The sequence below is a fragment of the Leptothoe sp. LEGE 181152 genome, from assembly GCF_032906605.1.
Lineage (GTDB): Bacteria > Cyanobacteriota > Cyanobacteriia > Phormidesmidales > Phormidesmidaceae > Leptothoe > Leptothoe turfae.
On sequence record NZ_JASATU010000047.1, the window covers coordinates 114292 to 140400 of the forward strand.

Genomic DNA, 26109 nt, shown 5'->3' on the forward strand with positions numbered 1-26109 from the left:
ACTACGCTAGGGACATAAAAATCAGAAAAAAAGTTAGCAACAAAAAGTTAATGATGCCTGCTTTTTTATCTCTTAAAATAACTAGGTTTTTGCTTGGTGGTGGCTTAGCTGCAGCTCTCAACCTGGTGCTAATATTTATCCTTGTAGATAATGTTGGCTTTGATTCTGCTGTGCTGCGAAATCTAGCTAACATCATCTCGATGGAGATTTCGCTTGTTGCTAGCTTTTTTATCTATAGAATCTGGGTTTGGCCTGGTGGTTCCTGGAAAATTAAGCGGATACTCTTCAATCAGTTACCCCTCTATCATCTGTCTGCTGGTTTATCGATCCTATTGAGAACTTTAGTCATTTTTCCTGTTCTTGATTGGCTGGGTGTAAACTATTTGATTAATACATTAGTAGGTGTGTTAACGAGTGCTGCGATAAACTACATCGTCAGTGATAGTATCGTATTTAAAAAAAGCGATAGAGCCACCCCAGAGCAGGAGGATTTTTATCCACCAGAAGGTCTAGGTCCTGTTGTGGAAAAGTCATGTAGTTCGACTAGAACTCAGTATTATTGGGGCAAGAGTCACGGACTACTGTCCTTGGTTATTCCCGCCTATAACGAGGAAGGTTGTATCGTTTCTACAGTCACGGCCATTACTGAAAAAATGGCTGCTGAAAATATTAACTGTGAAGTTTTAGTTGTCAATGACAACAGCCACGACCGTACCGAAGATCTCTTAAAGGGGTTAATTATAAATAACAGTAATGTTCGCTACATTAACAACTATTATCCAAATGGCTTTGGTTTTGCTGTTCGTTGCGGTTTGGAAAACTTTAAGGGCGATGCCGTTGCCATTGTCATGGCCGACAGCTCTGATAACCCTGAAGACATTGTGAGATATTACTACAAGTTGCAAGAAGGGTATGACTGTGTCCTCGGTTCACGGTTTATAAAGGGTGGCAGAGTCGTTGACTATCCGATCCATAAACTACTAGTCAATCGTTTAGCTAATCTGTTTATCCAGATAGCCTTTGGTCTCGGTTTTAACGATGTCACTAACGCCTTTAAGATCTACAGAAGAGAAGTTATTGAGGGGATTATGCCCCTCATCTCTCATCACTTCAACCTAACGGTTGAGATTCCGTTGAAGGCCATTGTACGTGGTTATTCCTACGCGGCTATCCCGATCACCTGGCGTAACCGTCAAACAGGGGTTTCGAAGCTCAAAATTAAGGAGATGGGGAGTCGTTACTTGTTTATAGTTCTCTATATCTGGCTAGAAAAATATCTTTCTAGGGGTGACTATCACCGCAGTAATCTTAAACAGAGAGCTAAGGTCAATGGCTGAGAGAGTTTTAGTATGTGGTGGTGCAGGGTTTATTGGCAGTTCCCTGGCAATAGGGCTTAGGGCTCATCATTCTGACTGGCAAGTAATCTGCCTAGATAATCTCAAGCGAAGAGGGTCAGAGCTGAATCTCTCTCGATTACGCGAAGCAGGTATCGATTTTGTTCATGGAGATATTCGCTGTTCTAGTGATCTGGATCCCAGTGCATTTGAAGTGACTACCATCATCGATTGCTCTGCGGAACCATCAGTGTTAGCAGGGTTTTCATCCCCTGACTATGTTTTGCAAACCAATTTGGTGGGTACCATCAATATTTTGGAGTTGGCACGTCAACTCCAAGCCAAACTGTTATTTTTGTCCACTAGTCGGGTTTACCCCATTGAAAAACTCAAGGCTATTGGTCTGGTGGAGGCAGATACTAGATATAAAATAGCGCCTGAACAAACACTAGTAGGATTGTCCAATTCAGGAGTATCGGAAAAGTTCTCTTTAGAGGGCTATCGCTCTCTCTATGGGACCACTAAGCTAGCCTCTGAACTACTAATTGAAGAATATCGTCATGCTTATGGTCTACAGGCTGTTGTCAATCGCTGCGGAGTTGTAACGGGTCCCTGGCAAATGGGTAAAGTCGATCAGGGTGTGTTTGTATTGTGGGTGGCGGCTCATTACTTTGAGAAATCGCTTAAATACATTGGATATGGAGGTAGTGGTAAACAAGTGCGTGACTTACTCCATATTCAAGATTTACTCCAGTTGATTGAGTATCAAGTCACGCATTTTGATATCCTAGATGGAAGTGTCCTGAACGTTGGCGGTGGCTCCGCTTGTAGCCTGTCGCTTTTAGAGACAACAGAGCTTTGTCGTGATGTAACAGGTAAAACCATAGACATCACTCCCGTTCCAGCAGAACGCCCAGGAGATGTCCCCTTATTTATTATGGACTCCTCATGCATACAGCGTAAGATTGGCTGGAGCCCTGAGTACAATCCAGAAACTATCATTTCAGATATTTATCAATGGCTTGTAGACAATGAGTCTATGCTTTTATCTATATTGGCTTGACGAACGGATGACTCAGAGATGAGAATCATCTTTTAAATCTAAAAGTAGGGCAGACTTAAAACGATTAATTAAGGTTTCCTTTGTTAACTCAGTTGAAAACCTGGTCTCACGTAGGATTTAATCGTATTTTATTTATATTTCGAAACTTAAATTAGCTTTTCTACCCTGGCTTGCTTAGGTATAAGCGTTCAATTACTTGTTTTATGTTGAATTACTTTATAGGATAAACAATACTTTTGCCGTGAATGAACCTGCTTTGAATAAATTACTTGATAAGTCAGAATATCTCAGGCAGCTGTATGAGAACCGGTTCAGTCATGAGCAGCAGATGGCAAAACGTGCTTTATGGCAAGCTTTGATTAGGGATTTCCTTCAGAAGTACATACCCGTTGACAGTATAGTTCTAGATATCGGTGGAGGCTATTGTGAATTCATTAATCAAATTTCTGCCGCTTCTAAGTGTTTGATTGACTTAAATCCTGATGCTCAAACATTTGCAAATCCTGATGTGAGTGTCTTTCGCTTGAATATTCTTGATAAGGGTCAGTATGAACGTATTCCCCATCATCATTTTGACCGAATATTCGTATCGAATTTTTTTGAACATTTAAAAGACCAAGATGAGCTTTTTGAAGTACTTCGCTTTTGCTATTTAAAGCTGAAACCTGGTGGTAGTTTGCTAGTGATTCAACCAAACTATAAATATTCATATAAGGAGTACTATGACTTTATTGATCACTACTTACCTATTACTCACCTATCACTTTCAGAGGCTTTAAAGGCATTAAACTTCAAAATTGATGAAGTGATACCTAGGTTTCTACCTTTTTCAACTAAAGGTAGACCTGCTTCAGTTTGGATGCTTCGGCTATATCTTAAGGTTCCATTTTTATGGAATTTTTTCGGTGGGCAGATGTTTCTAAAAGCCTCTAAACCTAAGTGATTAAGGGGACATATATGAGTGTTGTTGTTATAACTGGTTCTGCGGGTCTGATTGGTTCTCAGTCGGTTCACTTTTTTATAGAAAAAGGATTTAACGTCGTTGGCATTGACAATGATATGCGCTCTGTTTTCTTTGGAGATGGGGCATCAACAGACTGGAATCGTCAACTGTTAGTTGATAATTACGGTGAGCGCTACTCTCACAGAAACATTGATATTCGCGATCGCAACCAAATTGAATCCTTATTTCAAGAGTATTCTACTGACATTGCTCTAATCATTCATACTGCCGCTCAACCCTCCCATGATTGGGCCGCTCAAGATCCCCATACAGACTTTACAGTCAATGCCAACGGCACCCTGGTTTTATTAGAAGCAACGCGACAGTTTTGCCCAAAAGCCGCATTTATCTTTACCTCTACCAACAAAGTCTATGGTGATACGCCCAACTATCTGCCTTTAGAAGAAACTGAAAAGCGCTGGGAAATTGCATCTGATCATGCTTTTGCCAATGGAATTGATGAGTCCATGAGCATTGACAACTCCAAGCATTCACTCTTTGGTGTATCCAAGGTAGCTGCTGATATTCTAGTTCAAGAATATGGCCGCTATTTTGATATGCAAACTGTTAGTTTTCGGGGAGGATGCTTGACGGGGCCATTACACTCAGGAGCTAAATTGCATGGATTTTTAGCGTATTTGATGAAATGTGCCATCACTAAGGAGCCTTATACAGTTTTTGGTTACAAGGGCAAACAAGTGCGAGATAATATGCATAGTTATGATCTCGTGAATGCCTTTTATCATTTTTATAAAAGCCCTAGGTGTGGTGAATTCTATAACATTGGTGGCTCGCGCCATAGCAACTGCTCCATGTTAGAAGCCATAGAGCTTTGCGAAGAAATCTCAGGTAATAAAATGGTTTACTCCTATTCGAAAAAAAACCGAATTGGTGATCATATTTGGTATATCTCTGATGTGGGTAAGTTCAAAAAACACTACCCTGATTGGGGGTATCAATATGACTTAAAGGCAATATTTAATGAGATATATCAGGCTCAGATAGCAAAATAATCAGTCCAATAATGGAGTCTGTGGAACAAAAAAATACTCATTACCGGTGGTGCAGGGTTTATTGATTCTAACTTTGTGCATCATTTCCATGGCGAATCTGGGAAAATAATAGTTTTAGATGCCTTGACTTATACAGGTAATCGTTCCACACTAAAAGACTTTGAGAGTCAGGCGAATTTTCAGCTGACTCAGGAAGATATCTGTAACCAGCAGCTAGTAGACGATCTCCTAACTACTCATGAAATCGATACTGTTGTGCACTTTGCCGCTGAATCCCATGTAGTTCCTTCCATACCTGGGCCTGTAGCGTTTGTGTAAACTAATGTAGTGGGTACGTTTACCCTGCTGGAAGCGTTTCGACTTAATATGTATCAACATTCTTTTATGCAGCCCTATATGGAGACCGAGTAGAGCAATCAGAATCCTAAGGGCATGCCTGCGTACAATATGGGCATGGTTGTGGGCAACCTAGCCATGCTTTTATAGTTGCAATTTTTGTGCATGGGAGATGTAGTGGCTAAAACAGCGCTGATTACCGGATTGACGGGACAAGATGGCTCTTACCTGGCAGAGCTACTGCTTAGTAAGGGATACAACGTATACGGAATGGTGCGTCGTTCCAGTTCTAGTAGTTTTGGACGTATTAGTCACTTTGCTGATAAGGTCCGAATTATTTCAGGTGATCTGCTCGATCAGTTTTCGTTGATGGACGCCATTGATGAGGCGCAGCCAGATGAGATTTATAACCTTGCATCCCAGAGCTATGTACCGCTGTCTTGGACACAACCTGCGCTGACAGCAGAATATACAGCTATTGGTGTGTCTCGGTTGTTAGAGGCGATCCGCCGTTGTAAGCCGGATGCAAGGTTTTACCAAGCCTCCAGTAGTGAGGTATTTGGGCAGCCGGATGAGTCTCCACAGACCGAACGTACGGCATTTCGACCCCGTAATCCCTACGGTGTAGCTAAAGCCTATGCCCACTGGATGACGATTAACTATCGTCAGAAATACGATCTCTATGCTTGCTGTGGCATTACATATACCCATGAGTCACCCAGGCGGGGGGCAGAGTTTGTGTTTCGTAAGATTACTCGCGGTGCAGTAAAGATTAAGTTAGGTTTGGCGAATGAATTGCGGCTGGGCAACCTGGAGGCTCGGCGTGACTGGTGCCATGCGGAAGATGTGGTTAATGCCATGTGGATGATGCTGCAGCAGGAGAAGCCGGACGACTATATTATTGCTAGTGGTGAGACCCACTCGGTTAAAGAACTTGTAGACTGTGCCTTTTCTTACGTTGGTTTAAATTGGCAAGATTACGTTTCCATTGATCCTGCTTTCTATCGACCAGATGAGCCCGTCGTGCTGGCTGGGGCCATTGATAAGATTAAACGCGAAATTCAATGGCAGCCCAATTACTCTTTTTCTAAATTAGTTGAGGCAATGGTTGATAATGAACTTAAAGAACTAACGGCTGACTCCTATGGAGATTAGATGGCTGTAGGTTAATATCTGTCACTTAATTCTTGGAGTTGTGGGCAGTACGCCCACTTAAGATGATTTCTTGGTGGCGAATGGCTGTATTAGCTACTTCCCAGGGAAACGTAAAGGATTGGAAGGATTCTGGAGAGATTTTGTCAATGTCGAGATCGACGACAACTTTTCTAAGGATTTCTAGGAGTTGTTGTCGTAGGTTTTGTAGTTCATCAAAATCTTGGGCCTGTTCTATTTTTTCAATCAGGTCCAGAATTTCTAGGTTGTAGCGGTCGGCGCGATCCTTTTGATTGCTGATGAACCATTGTCGACCTTGCCACAGGCTAGAGCAGATTAAGATGCTAATAGACATTAACAGGCCAATGGATTCAGCATAGGTGACTAAAAAACTAGGATTGTCTTGGGTGTAATAGGCGCGAGCACCTTCATGGAGTGGAAATCCAAGGTTTTGGCTGTTTTCTGGAGATTGAATATTAGCCGTCCGCGGATTGATGCGGATTAGCTCACTGCGATGTTCGTAGAGAATGCGAGTGATGGTTTTAACAACATCAGGATGGGCATCCACATTGGCAATGAGTAATGCGCTGACAGAAACGACAGGTAAATCTTCAGACGGGATAGGAGTGCCGCCATCGTAGCTACCTTTAGGAATGATGGTGGATTCTAGGTAGGGTTGAGTTAGCTGTAGCGCGCCGATTTGGTCTATAGGGACTAGCTTGAACTGTTCATTGGACAGTAGTTGAGCAACGCTGCTGTTGCCCAGACCAATAATACGGAACAAGGCGTCGACGGTCCCGTTGTGCAGGGCGGTGTGGGCTTCAGTGACGCCCATGGGTTGAAATTGAAAATCGTTTTTGGTGAGGCCATAGTGTTGACTGAGGGGCCAGAAAAGATTGTAGGAACCACTGCCTTCAGGCATTAGGGCAATACGTCTGCCCTTTAGGTCGGTCAGATTGTTGATGTTGGCATCTTTGTTGGCAATGAGATGAAACATCTCAGGGTACAGCTGGGCAATGGCGCGCACATTGCGTTGGGTGGGGGTGTCATTTTGTACCAGGGCGAGATCAACGGTATGGGTGTGGACATCGTCCATATTTTGATTTGACCCTGGAGATGCGACGACTTCAACGCGGATCTTAGGTTCGTTCGCTTCAGTGACTTGGGCAATGGCTTGACCAAAGGCGTAGTATTCACCGGTAGGGCTGCCTGTGGCCAGGCGAATGGTGTAGATACGGTTCTGTTCTTGGATGAGTTTGGTGATGGATGCGATCGCAACCCCCACACTCACCACAACCACGAGACCTACCCCCCAGCGTCCCCACTTACCCATGCCTCTATTTCTCCGTATCCAACGCGAGTTCTGCCGATAGAAAGTCTATAAACTGTCGAGCACTACGTCCGGAACGTCCGTTGTGACGGGTGGCCCATTGTCTCGCTCGATAGTCCAAATCCTCCAGCGATAGGTCTAGCCCAACCTGTTTTGCTAAGTGATGCACAATGTCTAGATACATCGGTTGGTCAGCGGCTTCAAACGTCAGGGTAAGGCCAAAACGATCACTAAAGGAGAGCTTTTCTTGGACTGTATCCCAAGATTTGAGCTCATCTGCATCCCGAGGACGGGGCCGATCAGCAAAGAACTCTCGCACGAGATGGCGTCGATTTGAGGTGGCATAAACCACTACATTTTGGGGACGTCGAGTCAGACCACCTTCTAGTACAACCTTGAGTGCTTTGAATGCATCATCGTCTTCTTCAAAGGAAAGATCGTCGACGAAAATAATGAACTTTTGCGGTTGGGGTCTCAGGGATTCCACAATCGTCGGCAGGTCATACAGGTCTGCTTTGGCAACCTCAATCAGACGCAAGCCATGGTCACCATACTCAGTGAGCAATGCTTTGACTAAGGATGACTTACCGGCTCCTCGACTGCCGTATAGTAATACATTGAGGGCGTTAAACCCGGCCAGCAAAAATTCGGTATTTTTCACTAGAGCATCTTTAGGGCCGTCATAGGCAGCCAAATCCTCCAAGCGAATGGGATCTGGCTCAGTGATGCCCAGGAGTTGACCTTGCTGCCAACGAAAGCCACGGAACTGACCAAACTTGCCTGTGCCTTGATGTTGATAATAAGTCACGAGATTGTCGATGCCTGCTGACCAATCTGGTGACAAGTCCACTGGCAACGGTTCGGGCATTAAAGACCATACAACCGGTGCTTGGGGAAGCTGACAGGCGGTTTGCACACACTGGCTGACATAGCTGGGAGATAGGCCGTATAGATTTTGGAGAATGTTTAGATCGTGGCGGGCTGCTGCTATGAGAGGTACGGGTAGTTTCGCCATCGTTAAGCGCTGTGCCGCTTGAGTAAACGCATTATCGGCAATCAACATCCGCTCAACTAGATGGCCTCCCCAGCTTTTGCCTGTGTTGGCCAATGCTTGAAACCATTTGCCATAGGCAGTGAGGCACTGGGCTCGTTCGTTGGTCAGACCTTTGCTGGTGCTGAGGGCTTCTAACAACGATAAGAATGTTTGACCTACGGTATCGTTGAGAACAGCCTGATACAGTAAGAGCGAGGCCGTCTGCTGTCGGTACTGAGCGATGGTTGCTGCCCCAAATTCCTTCATCCTCAATCCCTTTGCACTATGTCATTAGGACTTATCATCGCATTGATCTATGGAATCCTTGCTGTAGTGGGTGGTATTGTTGGCTACCTTAAGGCTCGTAGTTTGCCGTCGTTAATTTCTGGCATTGTCAGTGGGCTACTTTTACTGATCGGGGCACTGCGAGCCGCGCAAGGCATTGCCAGCGGTCTTTGGGTGGTCAAGATTGTCACCCTGTTGCTCTTAATCGTGTTTATTATTCGATTGGTAAAAACTAAAAAGTTTATGCCTGCTGGGCTGATGGTCATGGGTGGCGTGATCACATTAATTGGGGTCTATGCTGGCTAGTCTTCATCCTCTAGTCAGCAGCCCCCCGGCACCTTGAGACAGTCTTTATCCTATAGCCAGCAGCCCCCATTGGGCACTTTGAGACAGTCGCATACTACGAGTGTTTTGATGGGCGTTATCAAAGGGGTAGGCTGTTTATTTTGTTGTTTGAGTGTTGTCAGTTGTCAGACCCATCTATCTGAGGGAAACGCGTCAACCCAGGTAGCTGCCAGTCGTTCAACAACGGCTGATCAAGAGGTTTCAGTGGTAGCAACGGTACAAGCTACCAGTCAGCAACTACCCGTTAGCGTTAAGACTCAAGATCCACCAACTGAGTCAGCAGCCCAGACAGCGATCGCAAAACAGTCATCTGTTCAAGATCCTGGCGTCACAGCGATCGCAAAACAGCTGTCTGTTCAAGATCCTGGCATCAAAGTTTATGTGATGGTCCCCCAGCGTCAAGGGGTTCTACGCAGTCAGGATGATCATAGCCGCATCAATATTCGAACACAGCCAACCACGGCATCAGCGTCTCCTCACTATGGGCTTCCAGGAGATGAGGTGACGGTGTTGGAAGCCACAGCCAGGTACCAGGGACATGTGTGGTATTTTGTACAGTTCACTCAGTCTGGGGTAGAGGGTTGGGTCCGAGATGATGTGATCGAGATTGATCGGTCCGATATTGATACAGCCGCAGACATTGGCATAACCTATGTCGATGCGCCAGTTAGCAGTAGTGAAACGCTTCAGTTTGCTCCAGGAACCAATGAGGCGGTGATTTGGGAGAAAACTGTGACCCAAGGCTCTCAGCATGAATATTTCTTTTTTGCAGATGCGGGACAAGAGCTGTCTGTTTCGTTACAAGCCGGGGATGAGAATGCTGTTTTCCAGATTTATTCTGAAGAAGCTGACTACTGGCTACATCTGATCGGTGATTATGTTGGAGCGACATCAACAGATTGGTCTGGCCCTTTGCCTAAGAGTAGTACGGGGCGTTATCGTATCTATGTGCGGCCAACCTGGGCGGATGCGGTTTATTCCATGCGTGTGGCGATTAAGTAACCAGGTGTGTGACTCCTAAGCCTGGCTGGTTATTCGGCATGAGGCGACCTAATTCCAAGGTGGCTCCGCAGCAGGGATTATCCTTGAGATTAAGATGACTGTCGAGATCGAGGTGATGGGCGAGGGGCGATAGCTGAGCTAAGGCTGTATTGGAGAGAGTGCTGTCGGAATAGCAGCCAAACATGACGCTGAGGCCACAGGCGCGGGCAGTGTGGATCATGCGATGGGCTTCGGTGAGGCCACCGGATTTCATTAGTTTAATGTTGATGCCGTCGATATGCTGCGCTAAGGGCATGATGTCTTGGCTGGTGAAGCAGCTTTCGTCGACAAAAATGGGTAATGGTGAGTGCTGTTTTAGCTCGGCTAGCTGGTGGTTGGCGCTGACGGGGAGGGGTTGCTCCAGATAGGTGATGTTACGCTCGGCGAGCCAGGTGGCCATGGTTTTGGCATCGTTGAGAGTCCAGCCGCCGTTGGCATCAACGCTGATTTTGTCGTGGGGATGAAATTCGGATTGTAGGGCGCTGAGCATGGCTTGGTCGGCTTCAATACCAGCAGGACTGCCCAGCTTGATTTTGATGGAGCGGAGATCAGGATAGTCGGCATGCCAGCGGCGGATGCGATCGCATGCTCCTTCTGGGGTATTAATGCCCACGGTGACAGCGGTTGGCCCAATTCTTTGTGGGTCTAATCCCCATAGTTGCCACAGTGGTAGACCGACCTTTTTGCCAAGCCAGTCCCAGAGGGCGACGTCGATGGCGGCGCGGGCGGCTGAGCAGGGGGCAATTTGGTCGAGGCTTTCTTCAATAATTTGGCGGTCGAGGGGATGGTAATAGGAGATGCCTTCGATGATTTGGTCAAGGGAGTGGGTGATGGTTTCAGGGGTTTGGGTTTGGTCGCCGATGGAGAAGGGGGTGGCTTCGCCGTAGCCGGTGATGTTGTCGTCGGTGAGTTGGATGAAGAGATTGGTGGATTGGGAACGGGTGCCGCGGCTGATGGTGAGGGGGACTTTTTTGTGGAGGGTGATGGGGTGGTAGGTGATTTGCATAGGTGGGTTTTGAAGGGGTATTTGAAGGGTTGGGATTTTAGGGTATCTCGAAAGGTGTTAGATCTTGCGTGGGGCTCCTCCGAGTTCCCCACACCCCTATGGGCAGGGCGGGACGCCGCCCTACAATCCTCGTAAAAATAATTACGTTGTCCCAATATGCGTGAAAAGGGAGTGGTCGGTAGAGTGGATTTTAATTTTTCTGTGGCATGCCACAGAAAAATTAAAAAAGCATTGGGTATCTATGCTCTACCTCAAATAGTTTTTTCCTTGTCGAATTTTTCTAGTTGAAAGGTTCTGAAGGGAAAGGGGATGACTTTTCTTTTACGGTGTGGAGCGAATGCGGAGCAGCGTAACTACCTGACCGGCCACTGGTGCAATCACCATAAGATACTACTTACCAGCCCAACTCCTGTGCAAAGGGCCTGGGGAAGTTGAGTTCCCCAGATCAAGGGGGTTTCAGGGGGGCAAGCCCTGAGCAGTTGATTTCGCCATTACCCGACAGATAGAGCCGCTAAACTTAATCTCCCAACCGATCCCCCCTGCTGGCAAACTAAACCTCACGTGTATTTCATTGACTATTGCAAGATGGTTTTAGAGGCAATGCGTGTTTTCTTTTTGGCCTGCTCTGACAGGTCTTGACCTGTCTGGAGCTGAGTAACATTTTCTTGCAGGACCGTAGCGGCGTTTTGGTCGCCCATTTGCAGGGCAGTTTGGGTAGCCGACTGAAGCATCGTGATGGCTCCGCTGCGATCGCCTGCCTGGAGCTTAGTTTCTGCAATCTGGGTTTGGCGATATTTGGCTAGGGCCAAGATGTATCGCTGTACCTGAGGATCGCTTTGGGTCTGATAAGCGGTTTGAGCGGTGACATTGATAGTGGCTTTATCAGTGGATAGAGAGCTGCCTAAGGTGGGATCATCATACTGGATGGCAGCATAGGCAATGGTATGGTCGCCTGCGGGTAGTTGGGAAATGTAGATGTTCGCCAGAATAACGCGGGGGGTATTGTCCATCAAATCTCCGAGACGGACGATGGCTTGCTCGCCTTCTCGACGGACGTCTAATTCAATCGTTTCTGGCAATACCTGGGCAATGGGCTTTAGTTCTGCTAGCCGTACTTGGGGTTGCAATGTCAGCACCAGGTACGCATTCGTAAGGCTGACGGCCTGAACACGGTTAAAGAGACGGCTGAATTCTTGAATGGCGGTGTCAGGATTTTGAATGTAGGTCAGGCTACCGTTTCCTGCATCGGCCAGTTGTTCCAGCACATCCTGGTTCCAATGGTCACCGAAGCCGAGGGTGCTGACGGTAAAGCTATAGCTAACGGCAAGCTGGGCTAGTTTGAGACAGCGATCATTGCTGCCATGCTCGTTTTCACCGTCGGTGAGCAGAAAAATTTGGGAAACGGTGCCGCTTTTACCTTTGGAAACTTCTTTGATGCCGAGTTTCAGACCTTCGTCGATGGCGGTACCACCACCAGCGCGAATGCCTTCGATGGCTTGTTTGATGGCATCCGGGTTCGTTGCGGGCTGGTTGGCGACAATTAGCTGCGCTTCGTGATCAAACGACACCACCGAAATGCGGTCTTGGGGAGATAGGTTATCGACAATTTTCTTGGCAGCAGCGCGGACGGTTTTGATGGGAGTGCCGCCCATGGAGCCGCTTTGATCGAGGATGAGACATAGGTTTAAGGGGGGACGGTCACCACTGGATGCGGCCTGGACGGAAATGGCTAAGTGGCGCTGGCTATTGGTTTGAGCGGTGTCTAGGTTGCGATCGCTAATGGACCACTGCACGTTAGCTTTCATACGTTCGTTTCCCTACCAATGGTGCTATCGATATGGTTCTGGAGATTCACCCTAAATACATCACCCTAATGTGCTTAAAGCATTGACGTAATTTGCCGAAAAATTACTACCAAAGACAACGCTCTAGTCAATCTCAAACGCTAATGTTCCCGTCGGGATAAACATAGTGTGATGGCAAGATGTGGGGAACGTGCAGATAGGGCTACATAACTTGACGCAAAATTCCTTAAAAAGACCCATTCCATGGGCGGATATCCCCCAAATTCCTAGCCTGCTAGCTTGTTCAGAGCGAGTTAAACTATGTAGACGTCAATGGGACGTGACATCGCACCCATTGAATTAAAACGTTGAACGGTGAACAGCTGACACCGCAGAGGGCTAACTGGGTCTATGAGTTCTAATATTAAAGCCGTACAGGCTCCTTACTATGGCGGGGATGCCGCGTTTCGTACTCCCCCTCCCGATCTACAATCGCTTCTTCTGAAAGAGCGGATTGTCTACTTGGGTACGCCCCTAGTGTCGTCAGACGATTACAAGCGTCAAATGGGTATGGACGTCACCAGACTGATCATTGCCCAGCTGCTCTATTTAGAATTTGACGATCCCGATAAACCTATCTATTTCTATATCAATTCCACTGGAACATCCTGGTATACCGGTGATGCCCTTGGCTTTGAAACCGAAGCCTTCGCCATCTGTGACACCATGCGCTATATTCGCCCACCGGTCCATACCATTTGTATCGGTCAAGCCATGGGTACAGCATCCATGATTTTGGCGGCGGGTACCAAAGGATTTCGAGCGAGTTTGCCGAATGCAACCATTGTTCTAAACCAGCCCCGTACGGGTGCCCGTGGCCAGGCTACCGATATTCAAATTCGTGCAAAGGAAGTCCTGGCTAACCGTGAGGCAACCCTCGATATTCTGTCCCGTTCCACTGGACAAACGCCCGAAAAATTGCAGAAAGATACGGATCGTATGTTCTACCTGACTCCTGCGGAAGCTAAGGAGTATGGTCTCATTGATCGGGTCTTAGAAAGTACGAAAGATTTGCCAACACAAATTCCAGCGGGTATTGGGTAGCCATGTCTGTAGAACGTCCTATTCGAGTACCCTACAACCTGCCTGGCAGTCAACGTTGGACTTGGGTGAACATTTACACCCGCATGAGTCAAGAACGCATCTTGTTTTTAAATCAGCCTTTGACTGACGGTGTGGCGAATTCGCTGATATCGGCTTTTCTATACCTGGATTCTGAAGAGCCTGGTAAGCCCATCTATCTATATATAAACTCCCTGGGTGATCCCGTCATGGCTGGAATGGCCGACGGCTCAGCGGGCATGATGTCCATTACATCGGGTCTGGCTATCTATGACACCATGCGTCATATTAAGTCTGATGTGATTACTATCTGCATGGGCCAAGCCATTGGCATGTCTGCTGTATTGCTATCTTGCGGAGCCAAAGGCAAGCGCTCCAGTCTGCCAAATTCGTCTATCGCGCTAGTGCATCCCTATAGTGGTACCCGCGGTCAAGCCACGGATATTGAACTCAATGCTGACGAGGTCCTGAGTAAATCAGCATTGATCACTCAGCTGCTAAGTGAGAACACTGGTCAGCCTGAAGAAAAGATCCATAAGGACATGGAGCGGATTTTTTACCTCACCCCCCAAGAAGCCATTGAGTATGGCTTGATCGACCGGGTGATTGAGAAACCTGCTTAATTTTTGAAATAACCCCTTACCCCCTATAACCCCATGCCTATCGGTATTCCCAGCGTTCCATATCGCCTTCCTGGTAGCACCTATGAACAATGGATCAGCATATACGAGCGTCTGTTTCGTGAGCGCATCATTTTCTTAACTGAAGAAGTTACAGACGGTATCGCTAATGCCATCGTGGCTTACATGCTGTATCTGGATTCTGATGATCCCAGCAAGCCGATTTACCTCTATATCAACTCTCCAGGTGGCTCGGTTACAGCTGGCATGGCAATTTACGACACCATGCGCTACATCAAGTCAGAGGTCGTTACGATCTGTGTGGGGCTAGCTGCTTCCATGGGCTCATTTTTGTTATGTGCCGGTTCTCCCGGTAAGCGTCTAGCGCTGCCGCATTCTCGTATCATGATTCACCAGCCATTGGGCGGTGTTGGTCAGCGTCAGGCAACAGACATTGAAATTGAGGCTAATCACATTGTTCAGATTAAGCGTCGCTTAAATAGCTTGATGGCTGAGCATACTAACCAAACGATTGAGCAAATTGAAAGGGATACAGACCGGGATAATTTCATGTCGGCGGAAGAGGCAAAAGCCTATGGTCTGATTGATCGGGTAATTGAAGAGCGCGTGTAATAGATGCGCCTCTCAATTTTCATTTTGCACACCAAACTCATGGGCCACGCCTAAAAATTGAGGTTCTCACCTAATTTTCCAAGCGTGGCGTAATATTCGTCATGTTCTGCGTTTTAATGGCAGAATCTGAAGCAGTTATTGGGTGAAATGGGGCTAGCTGATCATTACCGCACATTAGGGTTACGAACGGGGGCATCATTTGATGATGTCAAAGCCGCCTATCGTAAGTTGGCGCGTAAGTATCATCCAGATGTTAATCCTGATGATCAAAGGGCTCAAGATCGTTTCATCAAGGTGACTAAAGCCTACGACGCATTGCTGGAGATATTGCAGCCTGATGAGGAACCTCAAGAAGAGGACGCTGTGGTGGCAAAGACTCCGGTAGAAGAAGAACCTAGTCCGGTTCAAACGAATCCAGGATTATCGGATCATGAGCAAAAGCTGAAGCAAGATTCCTATCGGCAATTGCAGATGTTGTTCAAACAGCAGAAGTATCCGCGTGCGATCGCACTTGTGGAGGGCCTTGCTCAGCGCATCACCCAAGACCCAGAAGTTCGTCAGTGGCAGGCCATCACCTACCAACGTTGGGGCCGTCAGCTGATCACCCAAGGCCAGTTAGGAAAAGCCCGCATTTATTTAGATAAAGCTCTAAAAACGGACCCTTTAAATAAATCTCTCTGGGTTGAAATTAACCGCGATTTCCAATCCATTGAACAACGCTTAAGATAGCAGTTGTAATTTTTAATTGGGCCTGCAATCAGCTCTACAGCGTGCTAAAAATTCTAAAAGTACTAAAACAGCAGTTTTAACGTGGGTACTTCGACTTCTTCCTTTGTTCCGTCAGATTTTGATGTGCCAGCGGTGCTGGAAACCGATGAGTATCGTCTACGAATGCTGACGGTTAATGATGTGGTCAAAGACTTTGAGGCAGTTATCACCAGTGCTGACCATCTGAAGGGGATTTTTCCACCGCCCAGTACTTGGCCAGATGGTTTGACCTTAGAGCAAGACTTAATTGACCTAGGCTGGCATCAAAAGGAATTTCAGCGGCGCACCTCTTTTGCTTATACCATGATGAGTCTGGATGAAAGCCGCTGCCTGGGCTGTGTGTATTTTTATCCATCGGATCGCCAGGGCTATGATGCCTATGCCCTGCTGTGGGCACGGCAAAGTGAATTGGCTAGTGGCCTAGAAGATCGTTTGCTGGCTACTGTGCGTCAATGGTTAGACGATACATGGCCGTTTGCATCGGTCGGTTTTCCGGGGCGGGATTTGAGTTGGGATGCTTGGTTGGCGTTGCCGGAACGATAGAACCCGCAAAATCAATATATTTATTTATATGTAGGGGCGTTCCATGGAACGCCCCTACATATTGATTGAAAAATTTATTCCTCTTTTGGTTTCACCGTGAGGCTGAGTTGATAAATCTCTCGTTTGGAGAGACCGGTTGCCTGGGCGAGCTGGCGGCTGGCTTTAGAAGGAGAAAGTCCCTGGGAGATCAGGGTTTCTAGCTGTTGGATGAGATCGGCTTCAGAGATCGGTTTAGGGGTGTGTATGTGGCCTGCGATCGCAACTGTAAACTCTCCCCTCGGCTCAGTTACCGTAAAGTGTTCGATCGCACCCACCACCGTACCGCGCCAAAATTCCTCATAACGCTTGGTTAATTCCCGCGCTATGGTCACCCGGCGCTCACCCCCCAAATGGGTTTGCAAATCGGCCAGGGTTTTGATCAACCGATGGGGGCTTTCGTAAAGCACCATGGTGCGTGGTTCTGTTGCTAATTGCGTCAGTCGTTCAGCTCTTGATTTCCCTTTAACTGGCAGAAATCCTTCGAAGGTAAAGCGATCTGAGGGTAATGCTGAGGCTGCGATCGCACTCACCACCGCCACAGGCCCTGGAATTGGACTGACAACGATTCCGGCTTCAGTGCAGGCACACACCAGTTCATAGCCTGGATCCGAAATCCCTGGCATACCCGCATCGCTTACCAGGGCAATGGTTTGGCCTGCTTGCAGTTTTTCAATTAGCTGAGGTATTCTCGCCTGAGCATTATGCTCGTGATAGCTTATCTGCGGCGTCTCGATCTGATAATGATGTAGCAGCTTACCCGTGTGCCGGGTATCTTCCGCTGCGATTAGATCCGCTTCCTGCAGGATACGAACAGCCCGAAAAGTAATATCCTCAAGGTTGCCAATGGGGGTGGCAACCAGGTAAAGCGTACCAGCAGTAGACAACGTCAGTATTGGTTACAAGTCTTCCTTAACCATACAATTGAAATACAGGTTCATTGCCGCCTAAACGTATATCCTGACTGCAACTTTCTCGAATTTGCCATGCAAAGCACTGGTTCTGAAAGCTCAATATCAGAAAGTTCAGTATTGGACATTCTCAAAAAACGTTTGCAGGTGGACTATGACCAAATAGTCAAATTCTGCGAGCAGTTTGACATCGTTGAACTAGGGGTGTTTGGGTCAGTCTTACGGGATGATTTCCGACCAGATGGGGAAAATCCCAGCGATGTAGATCTTTTAATAGAATTTGCTCCGGAACAAAAGCTAACTTGGCCCATATGGTTAGATTTACAGGAAACATCTGAAAAACTTTTTAAACGCAAAGTTGATTTAGTACAAAAACACCTTCTGGAGAATCCTTATCGACGGGCAGAAATTCTAAAGACAAATCGTATTATCTATGAGCGATCTTAATCGAGATGCTGCTGCCATTTGGGATATGGCCCGAGCGATTCGAGAAATCCAGGAATTTACAGCTGATTTTTCTGAAGACAGTTTCTTGGAAACACTCTGGATAAAAAGGGTGGTAGAACGTAATTTTGAAATTTTAGGAGAAGCTTGTCGACGAGTATCGGTAGAGTTTCAACAGGCACATCCTGAAATCGATTGGCGCAATACGGTTGCATTGAGGAATATTATTGCCCATCGCTATGAGCGGGTAAATTACAAATTACTTTGGATGATTATTCAGAACACCTTACCTGCACTTTTGATGAGTTTGGATAGCTTGCTGCAAGATATGCCAGCGATTGACTGATTATTTCCATATGCGTGGACTATTTGTTGGGCTCATGACCCTCGACTGCATTTATCAAGCGCAGCGACCACCCCAAGCAAATGAGAAGCTGGTGGCTGAGGCCGCAATGATGGCAGCAGGTGGCCCGGCAACGAATGCGGCGGTGGCGTTTGCTGCCTTAGGAGGCAATGCCACTGTGATGGCAGCAGTGGGGCAACACCCAGTCACAACGCTGCTGCGGGGTGATATGGCTCAAGTAGGAGTGAGCCTTCAGGATTTGACACCTGAACGCCAGGACCCGCCACCAATGTCTTCCATTGTTGTTTCTAAAGCCTCAGGGGAGCGTGCTGTTATTTCCCGGAACGCAGTGGGATTGCAGGTAGACCCTCAAGCCGTGGATCTGACGGGTATAGACATTGTGCTGTTGGATGGTCATCAAATGGCATTGGGGCAACAAATTGCCAAAGCTGCTAAGCCGTTAGGTATTCCTGTTGTTGTGGATGCAGGTAGTTGGAAGTCGGGGTTTGACCAGGTGCTTGCCCTGGCCACAGTGGTGATTGCGTCGGCAAACTTTAAACCGCCGGATGACCAAGATGCGTTGACTTACCTACAAGGACTAGGGATACCCCATATTGCCATTACCCATGGTAAGCGACCCATTGTCTTCAGCGATCAGGGGCGGGTGGGCGAGCTACCGGTGCCGACGACAACCGTGGTGGATACCTTGGGGGCAGGGGATATTTTCCATGGGGCATTTTGCTATGCTTGGGCAGGCGATTTCCCAAGGGCTTTGGCAGAGGCGACTCGGGTGGCTAGCTTTAGCTGTCGAACCTTTGGTACCCGCACATGGATTCGTGATTATGGTGAGTCAATCCAGACAAATTCATAGATTCTCTACTGAGGGCATCAGTATGGTTCGGTAAACTGTACAGGGAGTCGTCTAACTTTTTGTTAAATCTTTAGCGTTATTATTATGGCCTACGAAAAGGAAAAAGAAATTGCGATCGCAGCAGTGAAAGCTGCGGCCACTATATGTGAAAAAGTACGGGCGGAAATGGTACCTGAAGCGATTGAAAAATCTGATAAAAGCCCGGTAACTGTCGCCGACTTTGGTGCCCAGGCGATTGTATGCAAAATGCTTAAAGACGCCTTCCCCAACGATCCCATTGTCGGTGAAGAAGACGCTGACGATCTCAGAACGCCAGAGATGGCCGCTCGGCTTACCCAGGTGACTGGCTATGTCAAGGCTGTTCTTCCTGATGCTACCGATGAGCAGATTCCTGGCTGGATTGACCAAGGTAATGGTGATGTGAGCCCCCGCTATTGGACCCTAGATCCCATTGATGGTACCAAGGGCTTTTTGCGGGGTGACCAGTATGCCGTTGCCCTGGCCATGGTGGAAGATGGTGATTTGAAGGTGGGTGTCTTAGGGTGTCCTGCCCTGAAGTTAAATGGACGTTCTGGCATCTTGTTCGTGGCTGTTCGCGGTGAAGGGACCATGATGATGGACATGGATGGCAACAATCCTGAGAAGATTTCTGTAACGTCTTCTTCTGACACTGCTAACTTCCGTTTTGTGGAAAGTGTGGCCCACAGTGACCAAGAGCTTCATTCACGCATTGCCCAGGCGGCTGGTATTACCACTGAGGCCATTCGTATGGATAGCCAGGCTAAATATGGTACTGTCGCCTCTGGTAATGCCGTCCTTTATTTGCGACTACCCTCTCCTAAGTACCCTGGATATCGTGAAAAGATCTGGGATCATGCGGCTGGTGTGTTGGTAATTGAAGAGGCCGGTGGCAAAGTAACCGATATGCATGGCAAGACCTTAGACTTCTCCAAGGAGCCTCGCTTTGTGGATACTCAAGGTGTGGTTGTCAGTAACGGTGAAATTCACGACAAGGTCCTAGCAGTATTGACTAACTAGATCAGCCATCTCATTAAAAGCCTGGAGGGTGCACCATGGGTGCGCCCTTTTTTATATTGAAATCTCATCGAGCCAGGTCTTATGTCTAACAAGGTGTTAGTTTCTGATAGGTCTTGAGGAGATCGAATGGGGCCGTGAGTTTAAACAGAAGAAAGTCATAGCCCATGGGTTAGGCCTTAAACGGATTGTGCGATCGCAAGCCCTTCTAAAACGGACAAGCTCACTGGCTGCACCTGTGAACTAAATCCCATCAACTGCCCAGAGACTTTAGCAAACTTGATTGGATCGCCACTGACATAAAAGTCTATGTCTGGTTTCGACTGGGTGTTGCGTAAGCCCAGCATGTCTAACTCTTTAGCCATAGCAGACACCAATGACTGGGCTGGATTAATCACCTTAATGGATGGTGGCAAAATTTGCTCCATCAATGGAGCTAGGTGAGGGTAGTGGGTACAGCCATATACCAATGTGTCGATATTGGCAGCCATCAGAGGCTTCAAATAATCTGTAGCCACTGCCCGTGTGTAGGGATCATCAATCCGATTTTTTTCAATTAAAGGCACAAAATCAGGACAGCCAACTTGCCAAACTTCAGCTACTGGCGATGCTTCTAAAATCGCCTGCTTGTAAGCATTGCTGTTGGCCGTCGCGACTGTAGAAATGACACCAATGCGTCGACCTGCCTTAGCCGCTGCCCGTGCCCCTGGCAAAATAATCCCGAGAATGGGCATGTCAAATTCTGCCCGAACCGTTTCTAGGGCCAATGCTGAACTGGTATTACAGGCCATCACTACCATCTTGACGCCCTGCCCCTGCATCCAAGTAATGATTTCCCGCACAAACCTTAATAGCTCAGTCTGAGAGCGATCGCCATAGGGCACCCGAGCAGTATCGCCAAAGTAAAGTAGAGACTCAGTGGGGAGATGGGCCATAATCTCCCGTAATACCGTTAATCCTCCAACACCGCTGTCAAAAACGCCAATTTTACCGGTTTGGATGGGCATCTGAAGGATTTTTGCCATGGGGAAGACGCTTACTAAATTGGATATTTTACGTTGCTTAGAGTTTAGTTGGATTTTTGACAGATTTTAGTTTCATACAAAACTTTTAAGCAAAAAGCCGTAACTTCGAATGTTGTAGGAACTGTCTGAATTGCTATGAAACCCACTCAGCATCTGACCATGTTGCATGGTCCTAGCCCATGCAACATGCTTTAATTGGCTCGCATGATAACTAAATCCAACTACTTTTTACAGGTCAGAGTTAATTTTGTCTAAAAAATTGGTCAACGCCCTACACTTAGCCAGCAGCCATAGCCTACGTCAGTGACTCCATTGATTCGCTAGAACCAAAGGTAATCTCTAAAATTCCTCAGCGATATCAGCAATAATGCGCAATTATACGACTAGCCACAGCTTTGTTATTCACACTCGGCTGCGGCTAGTTGCACATAGACAACAGATTTTGGTCTAAGGAAAACTCAGTCTGTAGCTGCCTCAGCCATTTCTTGGGGAGCTTTTATGTCAGTGGGACAATTGGGATCATCATCATCGTCGGTATTAAAGACGACACGCAGGAGTGGCGGGGCGATAAACGTAGTCAGGATAACCATCACAATAATGGCCGCATCCAACGATTCTGAGAGGACGCCACTAGCAGCACCTACGCCGGCAAACACCAGACCCACTTCGCCTCGAGGAATCATGCCAACACCAATGGCCATGCGGTTGATTCCATCTTGACCAAAGACCGTAAATCCAGTGATGATTTTGCCGAGGATGGCAACGACAACCAAAAAGGAGGCAATAACCAAGCCTTCACGGTTCGCTGGGTTGAGAGGGTTCAGGACGCTGATGTCTGTATGGGCACCCACGGTAACAAAAAAGACGGGCACCAGCATGTCTGCAATTGGGCTGATTTGTTCCTCCAATTCTTTCCGTTTACTGGTTTCAGCCAAAATCAAGCCGGCAGCAAATGCTCCCAGGATTGCTTCTAGCTGAATGGCTGCGGCAATGTAGGACAGCACAAATGCAAAAACCAGGGAGCTAATCAGCACCTGGCCACGGGTTTGCATATTGTCGACCAGTGCAACGAACAGTGGACTGAGTAGCCGCCCAACCAAAATTGAGCCTACTAGAAATACAGCTGCACCAATAATTAGAAAAATCACATTGGTGATTTCGATTTCACCGGTTTTGGCAAGGCTGGCGACAACGGCTAAGACAATGATGCCTAATACATCGTCTAAAACAGCAGCACCAATAATAATTTGTCCTTCCCGTGAACTGAGCGTTTGCAGCTCTGCCAATACCTTGGCTGTAATACCAATACTGGTTGCGGTGAGTGCAGCCCCAGCAAATACAGCTGGAATTGTTGACACATTAAATAGGGCAATCAACCCGGCAGTGCCCGCTACAAAGGGTACAACTACACCGACAACGGCAACAACTGCTGCTTGGGGACCGACTCGAATCAGTTCTTTGAGGTCGGATTCTAAGCCGATTTCAAAAAGCAGAATAATGACACCAATCTCAGCCAGAACAGAAATCACCTCACTCTGGCTTTTAAATATTGTTAGCAGCGCATCCGGATCCAAATGGGCGGTGAGTTGGACAAAATCCATGAGCACCGAGTGGACAGGCTCGGCTCCTTCAGGAAAAACAACTAGGTTGAGGGCTGAGATTCCGACAATTACCCCACCGACTAGCTCACCCAGAACAGATGGCAAATTAACCCGAGCGCAAAGCTCACCACCGATTTTCGCGGCTAAGTAAATAACAATTAAACTAAGTAACACGCTGGCTAAGACAAATGGCCCTAACTCAGCCTCATTAACTTCAGCTAATAAAAACGTACTGCTTTCTATGCCTGAAAGCACTCCGGTTATATCGATCATACGAACCGTAGAAATTTACTTATCCTGTTTACTCTACATGAGTTAGCTCGATGCTATTAGCTCATTACGATCAGGTTCATCCCTTTCTTTAAGGAAAAATTCATACTTCTGTCATAATGCGAGTTGCAAATATTTAATAGATGCTCTATGCAAATACCCGATGGTTTAGAGATGGCATCTGTTGTCGGACCTGTCCCAGTCGTGATGGGGTGATTTCGGCGATGGCCATGCCTACATCTTGTCCTGCATCTGCTAGCACAATACCCCAGGGATCAACAATCATGGCATGGCCATGGGACTGGCGAATGGTGTTATGGAACCCAGTCTGGGCAGGGGCAATTATATAACAAGTGTTTTCAATGGCTCGTGCCTGGAGCAATACTTGCCAATGATCTTTGCCGGTATAAGCCGTAAAGGCTGCAGGCACCGTAATCACTTCTGCCCCTAGTTGAGATAAGTGCCGATAGAGTTCTGGAAAACGCACATCATAACAAACGGACATGCCTAGAACTCCGAGATTAGGAGTTTTGCATACCGTTGGTAGTTGATGTCCCGAGGTGACTGTGGCAGATTCTTGATAGGTATTGCCATCGGGCAGGTTGACATCAAATAGATGTACCTTTTCGTAACGCAACAAGACCTTGCCGTTGGGGTCAACTAAAAGTGCCGTGTTATAAACACGGTCATCTTTTGTAGGGACAGGGTATCCACCACCCAACAATGTGACCTGATAGCGTTGGGCCATGGTTTTGAGAAACTGCTCACTGGCAGCGCAAATCTCAGTGGCTTGGGCTAACTTACCGGCTTCATCTCCGAGAAAGGAAAAGTTCTCAGGGAGGGTAATGTACTCGGCTCCACGACGTACGGCCAGGTCAATGAGGTCCTCGGCCTGAGTAAGATTCTTTCTCAGGTCAGGTACGCTGGTCATCTGCAACGCTGCAGCCAGATAGGATTTCATGTGGGCGCTTACTAGTGATATTTGACCTTGGCCCTTTATTCTACGGGGCAAATTGGTCAGTTGGAAAGCGCCGTTGGTGGCCTATTTTTATACATCGCGGTTCTACACCTCTAACAGAGCTAGTTGCCAGACTTGGTAGCCTAATCGGTTGAGATGTAAGCCATCCGTCGTCAATTCTTGGCGAAGATTGCCGGTATCGTTACTGAAGCTGGGATGGAGGTCTAAGTAATCTAACTGATGGTAGTCGGTGAGTTCAGCGATACGGGTATTGAGGGAGCGCACACGACTGCTGGGGATATTTTCCCAACGGGTAGGCAGGATGGAATGGACAACGACGCGGGCATAGGGGTGCTGCTGTCGTAGTCGCGCCATGATCTGGTTGAGGTTGGTCAGAATTTCGTGGTCGCTGGCCCCGTTTTTGAGGTCGTTAACACCGGCCATGAGATGAATGGTGTCGGGGCTGGTGTTGGCGAATGCGGAAAGTCGCTTGAGGATACCACTTGTAGTATCGCCAGAAATTCCTTGGTTGAGCCAGAAGCGATCGCGAGGCAATAGCTCAGGAGGCAGCCACATGCTCAGGGAATCGCCGACGACAACGGTGAGTCGATTGCTGCCTTGGCCAGATGCGATCGCATCTGCCTCTTGCTTTAATAGGCCTTGCCATTCTTCATAGGTGGGCTGATACGTTGCTTTGGCCCACTGACCTTGGAAACTCTCTGGTGCTACCCGTGTATATAACGAACCAGATTTTAACGCAGCCCAACGTTGCTCAAACAGCTGTGGACCACTATTCGGTCGAGGCCCAGCAATTACGGTTGCCTGACGACGAGCTACCTCCAATGCCCGAGGCGTGGTCGCGTAGGCCGTTGGTGCAGGGCGGTGACGCGCTGTTTGCTGGAGGTGTAAAAGTTTTTGTCTGCGAGCCGCAACTTCCCTAGAAAACTCAGGTGTCAGAGCCATGTCGCCCAGTACTGCTGGTTGAGGGAGCGACTGCTCAATCTGGCTAGCTGCATCCACAGCGGCTTGAGCCATCGGCGCGATGTCAGCGTCCGAATTCGGACCACTAAGGGGTTCCGCAGCAGTGAGCTGTGCCATCAACATCAGTAGGTCTGACATATGCCTGAATTTCCTCGCCTATGGAGAACAGAACTTATATACTTAAAACGCATGCTCCAGGGGCAATCAGGACGAAATATGGTCCAGACCCATATATCAAAAACTGTAAAGAATTTCGGAAATAGATAATCAGTTGATTCTGTAGTGTCTCTAATTAACCCTTGACAGCATCTGCCAAAATTAACGATGATTAGAGTCTGTGCAAAAAACTGCTCGGATCAGGTTTGAAGCAGGCAATGCTACCTGTACGGCAAGGGAGAAAGAATGACATACGCAATTATCGAAGCGAGTGGTACCCAACTGCGTGTTGAGCCTGGTCGCTTTTACGATATCAATCGTCTAGCAGTAGATGAAGATACCAGTATCACTATTGATAAGGTGCTACTAGTTAATGATGATGGTGAAACTAGTATCGGTCAGCCTCTTGTAGAGGGTGCTAGCGTGAGTGGTACTGTAGTCCGCCACTTACGAGGCAAAAAGGTCATCGTTTACAAGATGAAGCCTAAGAAGAAGACCCGTAAGAAACGTGGTCACCGTCAAGAACTCACTCGCCTGATGATTGATGCCATCAATATTGGTGGTAAAACGATCACTGCGGAAGACGCTCCTGCTGCTAGCGAAGAAGAATAGAGCGCTGAATCAAGGCATTAGTAGTCAGTTTATACTTAGGTAGACACGGAGATTTAAGTAATGGCTCATAAGAAAGGTACGGGTAGTACGCGAAATGGTCGCGACTCAAACGCGAAACGCCTAGGCGTTAAAAAATATGGTGGTGAAGCAGTAGTTGCAGGCAACATCATCATTCGTCAGCGTGGTACTAAAGTTCACCCTGGTGAGAATGTAGGACGTGGTAGTGATGACACCCTATTTGCTTTAATTGATGGCGTAGTTACCTTTGAGCGCAAGGGTAAGAGTCGTAAAAAAGTAAGCGTTTATCCAGCTACAGCTTAGGCACTTTTATCAGCAGTCATATTGTTGATTTAAAAACGCCTCGACTACTAAAGTCGAGGCGTTTTTTATGGCAGCTATGCTCTTAGTACCTATGGGAGTGATGGCACTCATTAATTAAGGCTGAATGATATATA

At 47.4% G+C, this 26109-nt stretch carries 28 protein-coding genes; 19 read left to right on the forward strand and 9 right to left on the reverse strand.

From position 1 onward, the window contains the following. Positions 1-50: 50 nt before the first annotated feature. The 6 genes from QGP82_RS22995 (at position 51) to QGP82_RS23020 (ending at position 5904) form a co-directional block, all read left to right on the forward strand. Positions 51-1337, forward strand: coding sequence for a glycosyltransferase (locus tag QGP82_RS22995; protein WP_163662334.1), 1287 nt, complete (start codon positions 51-53; stop codon positions 1335-1337). Further along, on the forward strand, positions 1330-2397 hold the full coding sequence (locus QGP82_RS23000) for an NAD-dependent epimerase/dehydratase family protein (RefSeq protein WP_499061150.1): 1068 nt from the start codon (positions 1330-1332) through the stop codon (positions 2395-2397). Before QGP82_RS22995 ends, QGP82_RS23000 begins: the two co-directional genes overlap by 8 nt. Before the next feature lie 328 nt (positions 2398-2725). Further along, entirely contained in the window at positions 2726-3340 is a 615-nt protein-coding gene (locus QGP82_RS23005) for a class I SAM-dependent methyltransferase (protein ID WP_163703484.1), read from the forward strand. A gap of 14 nt (positions 3341-3354) precedes the next feature. Continuing rightward, positions 3355-4413 carry an NAD-dependent epimerase/dehydratase family protein gene (locus QGP82_RS23010; protein WP_499061151.1) on the forward strand — a complete coding sequence of 353 codons (1059 nt, stop codon included), beginning with the start codon at positions 3355-3357 and terminating at the stop codon, positions 4411-4413. 39 nt (positions 4414-4452) lie between these two features. Then, positions 4453-4731, forward strand: coding sequence for a GDP-mannose 4,6-dehydratase (locus QGP82_RS23015; protein WP_499061308.1), 279 nt, complete (start codon positions 4453-4455; stop codon positions 4729-4731). Positions 4732-4926: 195 nt separating this feature from the next. Then, positions 4927-5904, forward strand: coding sequence for a GDP-mannose 4,6-dehydratase (locus tag QGP82_RS23020; RefSeq protein ID WP_163671574.1), 978 nt, complete (start codon positions 4927-4929; stop codon positions 5902-5904). Between the two features lie 25 nt (positions 5905-5929). Here QGP82_RS23020 and QGP82_RS23025 read toward each other — a convergent pair whose 3' ends face one another. Both QGP82_RS23025 and QGP82_RS23030 read right to left on the reverse strand, forming a co-directional pair. Then, positions 5930-7234 carry a TAXI family TRAP transporter solute-binding subunit gene (locus tag QGP82_RS23025; RefSeq protein WP_499061152.1) on the reverse strand — a complete coding sequence of 435 codons (1305 nt, stop codon included), beginning with the start codon at positions 7232-7234 and terminating at the stop codon, positions 5930-5932. Between the two features lie 4 nt (positions 7235-7238). Continuing rightward, positions 7239-8531, reverse strand: a complete 1293-nt coding sequence (locus QGP82_RS23030; protein ID WP_499061153.1) for an ATP-binding protein — start codon at positions 8529-8531, stop codon at positions 7239-7241. An 18-nt stretch (positions 8532-8549) separates the two neighbouring features. On the opposite strand from QGP82_RS23030, the gene QGP82_RS23035 reads away from it, so the two are divergent. Together QGP82_RS23035 and QGP82_RS23040 are read left to right on the forward strand one after the other, a co-directional pair. Further along, complete coding sequence (locus QGP82_RS23035; protein ID WP_499061154.1) at positions 8550-8855, forward strand: TMEM14 family protein; 306 nt, start codon at positions 8550-8552, stop codon at positions 8853-8855. A gap of 108 nt (positions 8856-8963) precedes the next feature. Continuing rightward, the gene (locus QGP82_RS23040) at positions 8964-9896 is read left to right on the forward strand and encodes an SH3 domain-containing protein (RefSeq protein ID WP_499061155.1); all 933 of its coding nucleotides are present in this window, start codon (positions 8964-8966) and stop codon (positions 9894-9896) included. On the opposite strand, the gene QGP82_RS23045 is transcribed toward QGP82_RS23040, so the two are convergent. Further along, positions 9889-10941, reverse strand: coding sequence for a dipeptide epimerase (locus tag QGP82_RS23045; protein ID WP_499061156.1), 1053 nt, complete (start codon positions 10939-10941; stop codon positions 9889-9891). The two genes, QGP82_RS23040 and QGP82_RS23045, sit on opposite strands and share 8 nt — an antisense overlap. A 575-nt stretch (positions 10942-11516) precedes the next feature. Beyond that, complete coding sequence (locus QGP82_RS23050) at positions 11517-12746, reverse strand: vWA domain-containing protein (RefSeq protein ID WP_499061157.1); 1230 nt, start codon at positions 12744-12746, stop codon at positions 11517-11519. Positions 12747-13136: 390 nt separating this feature from the next. Here QGP82_RS23050 and QGP82_RS23055 point away from each other — a divergent pair, with 390 nt between their 5' ends. The 5 genes from QGP82_RS23055 (at position 13137) to QGP82_RS23075 (ending at position 16411) form a co-directional block, all read left to right on the forward strand. Beyond that, on the forward strand, positions 13137-13829 hold the full coding sequence (locus QGP82_RS23055; protein ID WP_163662316.1) for an ATP-dependent Clp protease proteolytic subunit: 693 nt from the start codon (positions 13137-13139) through the stop codon (positions 13827-13829). A gap of 2 nt (positions 13830-13831) precedes the next feature. Beyond that, positions 13832-14470 carry an ATP-dependent Clp protease proteolytic subunit gene (locus QGP82_RS23060; protein WP_499061158.1) on the forward strand — a complete coding sequence of 213 codons (639 nt, stop codon included), beginning with the start codon at positions 13832-13834 and terminating at the stop codon, positions 14468-14470. Positions 14471-14503: 33 nt separating this feature from the next. Next, complete coding sequence (locus QGP82_RS23065) at positions 14504-15100, forward strand: ATP-dependent Clp protease proteolytic subunit (RefSeq protein WP_163662312.1); 597 nt, start codon at positions 14504-14506, stop codon at positions 15098-15100. 147 nt (positions 15101-15247) lie between these two features. Beyond that, positions 15248-15829 carry a J domain-containing protein gene (locus tag QGP82_RS23070; RefSeq protein ID WP_163662310.1) on the forward strand — a complete coding sequence of 194 codons (582 nt, stop codon included), beginning with the start codon at positions 15248-15250 and terminating at the stop codon, positions 15827-15829. A gap of 81 nt (positions 15830-15910) precedes the next feature. Then, positions 15911-16411 carry a GNAT family N-acetyltransferase gene (locus tag QGP82_RS23075; protein WP_499061159.1) on the forward strand — a complete coding sequence of 167 codons (501 nt, stop codon included), beginning with the start codon at positions 15911-15913 and terminating at the stop codon, positions 16409-16411. Between the two features lie 74 nt (positions 16412-16485). On the opposite strand, the gene rsmI is transcribed toward QGP82_RS23075, so the two are convergent. Further along, entirely contained in the window at positions 16486-17334 is an 849-nt protein-coding gene (gene rsmI / locus QGP82_RS23080; protein ID WP_163662307.1) for a 16S rRNA (cytidine(1402)-2'-O)-methyltransferase, read from the reverse strand. Positions 17335-17433: 99 nt separating this feature from the next. On the opposite strand from rsmI, the gene QGP82_RS23085 reads away from it, so the two are divergent. The 4 genes from QGP82_RS23085 (at position 17434) to QGP82_RS23100 (ending at position 20054) form a co-directional block, all read left to right on the forward strand. Then, complete coding sequence (locus QGP82_RS23085) at positions 17434-17805, forward strand: nucleotidyltransferase family protein (RefSeq protein WP_163662305.1); 372 nt, start codon at positions 17434-17436, stop codon at positions 17803-17805. Next, positions 17792-18148, forward strand: coding sequence for a HepT-like ribonuclease domain-containing protein (locus QGP82_RS23090; protein ID WP_163662303.1), 357 nt, complete (start codon positions 17792-17794; stop codon positions 18146-18148). Before QGP82_RS23085 ends, QGP82_RS23090 begins: the two co-directional genes overlap by 14 nt. A gap of 10 nt (positions 18149-18158) precedes the next feature. Next, positions 18159-19016 carry a PfkB family carbohydrate kinase gene (locus QGP82_RS23095; RefSeq protein ID WP_499061161.1) on the forward strand — a complete coding sequence of 286 codons (858 nt, stop codon included), beginning with the start codon at positions 18159-18161 and terminating at the stop codon, positions 19014-19016. Between the two features lie 84 nt (positions 19017-19100). After that, a complete protein-coding gene (locus QGP82_RS23100) occupies positions 19101-20054 on the forward strand; it encodes a 3'(2'),5'-bisphosphate nucleotidase (RefSeq protein WP_499061162.1) in 954 nt (317 codons plus the stop codon). A 176-nt stretch (positions 20055-20230) separates the two neighbouring features. Here the strand turns inward: QGP82_RS23100 and murI are convergent, their stop codons facing one another. From murI to QGP82_RS23120, 4 genes are all read right to left on the reverse strand, one after another. Beyond that, positions 20231-21076 carry a glutamate racemase gene (gene murI / locus QGP82_RS23105; RefSeq protein WP_163698617.1) on the reverse strand — a complete coding sequence of 282 codons (846 nt, stop codon included), beginning with the start codon at positions 21074-21076 and terminating at the stop codon, positions 20231-20233. Positions 21077-21534: 458 nt separating this feature from the next. Beyond that, positions 21535-22950 (reverse strand): cation:proton antiporter, encoded by a 1416-nt coding sequence (locus QGP82_RS23110; protein WP_163662295.1) that lies wholly within the window; start codon positions 22948-22950, stop codon positions 21535-21537. 145 nt (positions 22951-23095) lie between these two features. Continuing rightward, positions 23096-23908, reverse strand: coding sequence for a carbon-nitrogen hydrolase family protein (locus QGP82_RS23115; protein WP_163662293.1), 813 nt, complete (start codon positions 23906-23908; stop codon positions 23096-23098). 102 nt (positions 23909-24010) lie between these two features. After that, positions 24011-25024, reverse strand: coding sequence for a GDSL-type esterase/lipase family protein (locus QGP82_RS23120; protein ID WP_163662291.1), 1014 nt, complete (start codon positions 25022-25024; stop codon positions 24011-24013). A 264-nt stretch (positions 25025-25288) separates the two neighbouring features. Here QGP82_RS23120 and rplU point away from each other — a divergent pair, with 264 nt between their 5' ends. Both rplU and rpmA read left to right on the forward strand, forming a co-directional pair. Further along, the gene (gene rplU / locus QGP82_RS23125; RefSeq protein ID WP_163698612.1) at positions 25289-25654 is read left to right on the forward strand and encodes a 50S ribosomal protein L21; all 366 of its coding nucleotides are present in this window, start codon (positions 25289-25291) and stop codon (positions 25652-25654) included. A gap of 60 nt (positions 25655-25714) precedes the next feature. Beyond that, positions 25715-25975, forward strand: coding sequence for a 50S ribosomal protein L27 (rpmA, locus tag QGP82_RS23130; protein ID WP_163662288.1), 261 nt, complete (start codon positions 25715-25717; stop codon positions 25973-25975). The last annotated feature ends 134 nt before the right edge of the window (positions 25976-26109 follow it).

Excerpts from the sequence above, each read along its gene's own strand:
- QGP82_RS22995 (WP_163662334.1), top strand. The coding sequence starts at position 51 with ATGATGCCTGCTTTTTTATCTCTTAAAATAACTAGGTTTTTGCTTGGT.
- QGP82_RS23000 (WP_499061150.1), top strand. The coding sequence starts at position 1,330 with ATGGCTGAGAGAGTTTTAGTATGTGGTGGTGCAGGGTTTATTGGCAGT.
- QGP82_RS23005 (WP_163703484.1), top strand. The coding sequence starts at position 2,726 with ATGGCAAAACGTGCTTTATGGCAAGCTTTGATTAGGGATTTCCTTCAG.
- QGP82_RS23010 (WP_499061151.1), top strand. The coding sequence starts at position 3,355 with ATGAGTGTTGTTGTTATAACTGGTTCTGCGGGTCTGATTGGTTCTCAG.
- QGP82_RS23025 (WP_499061152.1), bottom strand. The coding sequence starts at position 7,234 with ATGGGTAAGTGGGGACGCTGGGGGGTAGGTCTCGTGGTTGTGGTGAGT.
- QGP82_RS23030 (WP_499061153.1), bottom strand. The coding sequence starts at position 8,531 with ATGAAGGAATTTGGGGCAGCAACCATCGCTCAGTACCGACAGCAGACG.
- QGP82_RS23035 (WP_499061154.1), top strand. The coding sequence starts at position 8,550 with ATGTCATTAGGACTTATCATCGCATTGATCTATGGAATCCTTGCTGTA.
- QGP82_RS23040 (WP_499061155.1), top strand. The coding sequence starts at position 8,964 with ATGGGCGTTATCAAAGGGGTAGGCTGTTTATTTTGTTGTTTGAGTGTT.
- QGP82_RS23045 (WP_499061156.1), bottom strand. The coding sequence starts at position 10,941 with ATGCAAATCACCTACCACCCCATCACCCTCCACAAAAAAGTCCCCCTC.
- QGP82_RS23050 (WP_499061157.1), bottom strand. The coding sequence starts at position 12,746 with ATGAAAGCTAACGTGCAGTGGTCCATTAGCGATCGCAACCTAGACACC.
- QGP82_RS23055 (WP_163662316.1), top strand. The coding sequence starts at position 13,137 with ATGAGTTCTAATATTAAAGCCGTACAGGCTCCTTACTATGGCGGGGAT.
- QGP82_RS23060 (WP_499061158.1), top strand. The coding sequence starts at position 13,832 with ATGTCTGTAGAACGTCCTATTCGAGTACCCTACAACCTGCCTGGCAGT.
- QGP82_RS23065 (WP_163662312.1), top strand. The coding sequence starts at position 14,504 with ATGCCTATCGGTATTCCCAGCGTTCCATATCGCCTTCCTGGTAGCACC.
- QGP82_RS23070 (WP_163662310.1), top strand. The coding sequence starts at position 15,248 with ATGGGGCTAGCTGATCATTACCGCACATTAGGGTTACGAACGGGGGCA.
- QGP82_RS23085 (WP_163662305.1), top strand. The coding sequence starts at position 17,434 with ATGCAAAGCACTGGTTCTGAAAGCTCAATATCAGAAAGTTCAGTATTG.
- QGP82_RS23090 (WP_163662303.1), top strand. The coding sequence starts at position 17,792 with ATGAGCGATCTTAATCGAGATGCTGCTGCCATTTGGGATATGGCCCGA.
- QGP82_RS23095 (WP_499061161.1), top strand. The coding sequence starts at position 18,159 with ATGCGTGGACTATTTGTTGGGCTCATGACCCTCGACTGCATTTATCAA.
- QGP82_RS23100 (WP_499061162.1), top strand. The coding sequence starts at position 19,101 with ATGGCCTACGAAAAGGAAAAAGAAATTGCGATCGCAGCAGTGAAAGCT.
- murI (WP_163698617.1), bottom strand. The coding sequence starts at position 21,076 with ATGGCAAAAATCCTTCAGATGCCCATCCAAACCGGTAAAATTGGCGTT.
- QGP82_RS23110 (WP_163662295.1), bottom strand. The coding sequence starts at position 22,950 with ATGATCGATATAACCGGAGTGCTTTCAGGCATAGAAAGCAGTACGTTT.
- QGP82_RS23115 (WP_163662293.1), bottom strand. The coding sequence starts at position 23,908 with ATGAAATCCTATCTGGCTGCAGCGTTGCAGATGACCAGCGTACCTGAC.
- QGP82_RS23120 (WP_163662291.1), bottom strand. The coding sequence starts at position 25,024 with ATGTCAGACCTACTGATGTTGATGGCACAGCTCACTGCTGCGGAACCC.
- rplU (WP_163698612.1), top strand. The coding sequence starts at position 25,289 with ATGACATACGCAATTATCGAAGCGAGTGGTACCCAACTGCGTGTTGAG.
- rpmA (WP_163662288.1), top strand. The coding sequence starts at position 25,715 with ATGGCTCATAAGAAAGGTACGGGTAGTACGCGAAATGGTCGCGACTCA.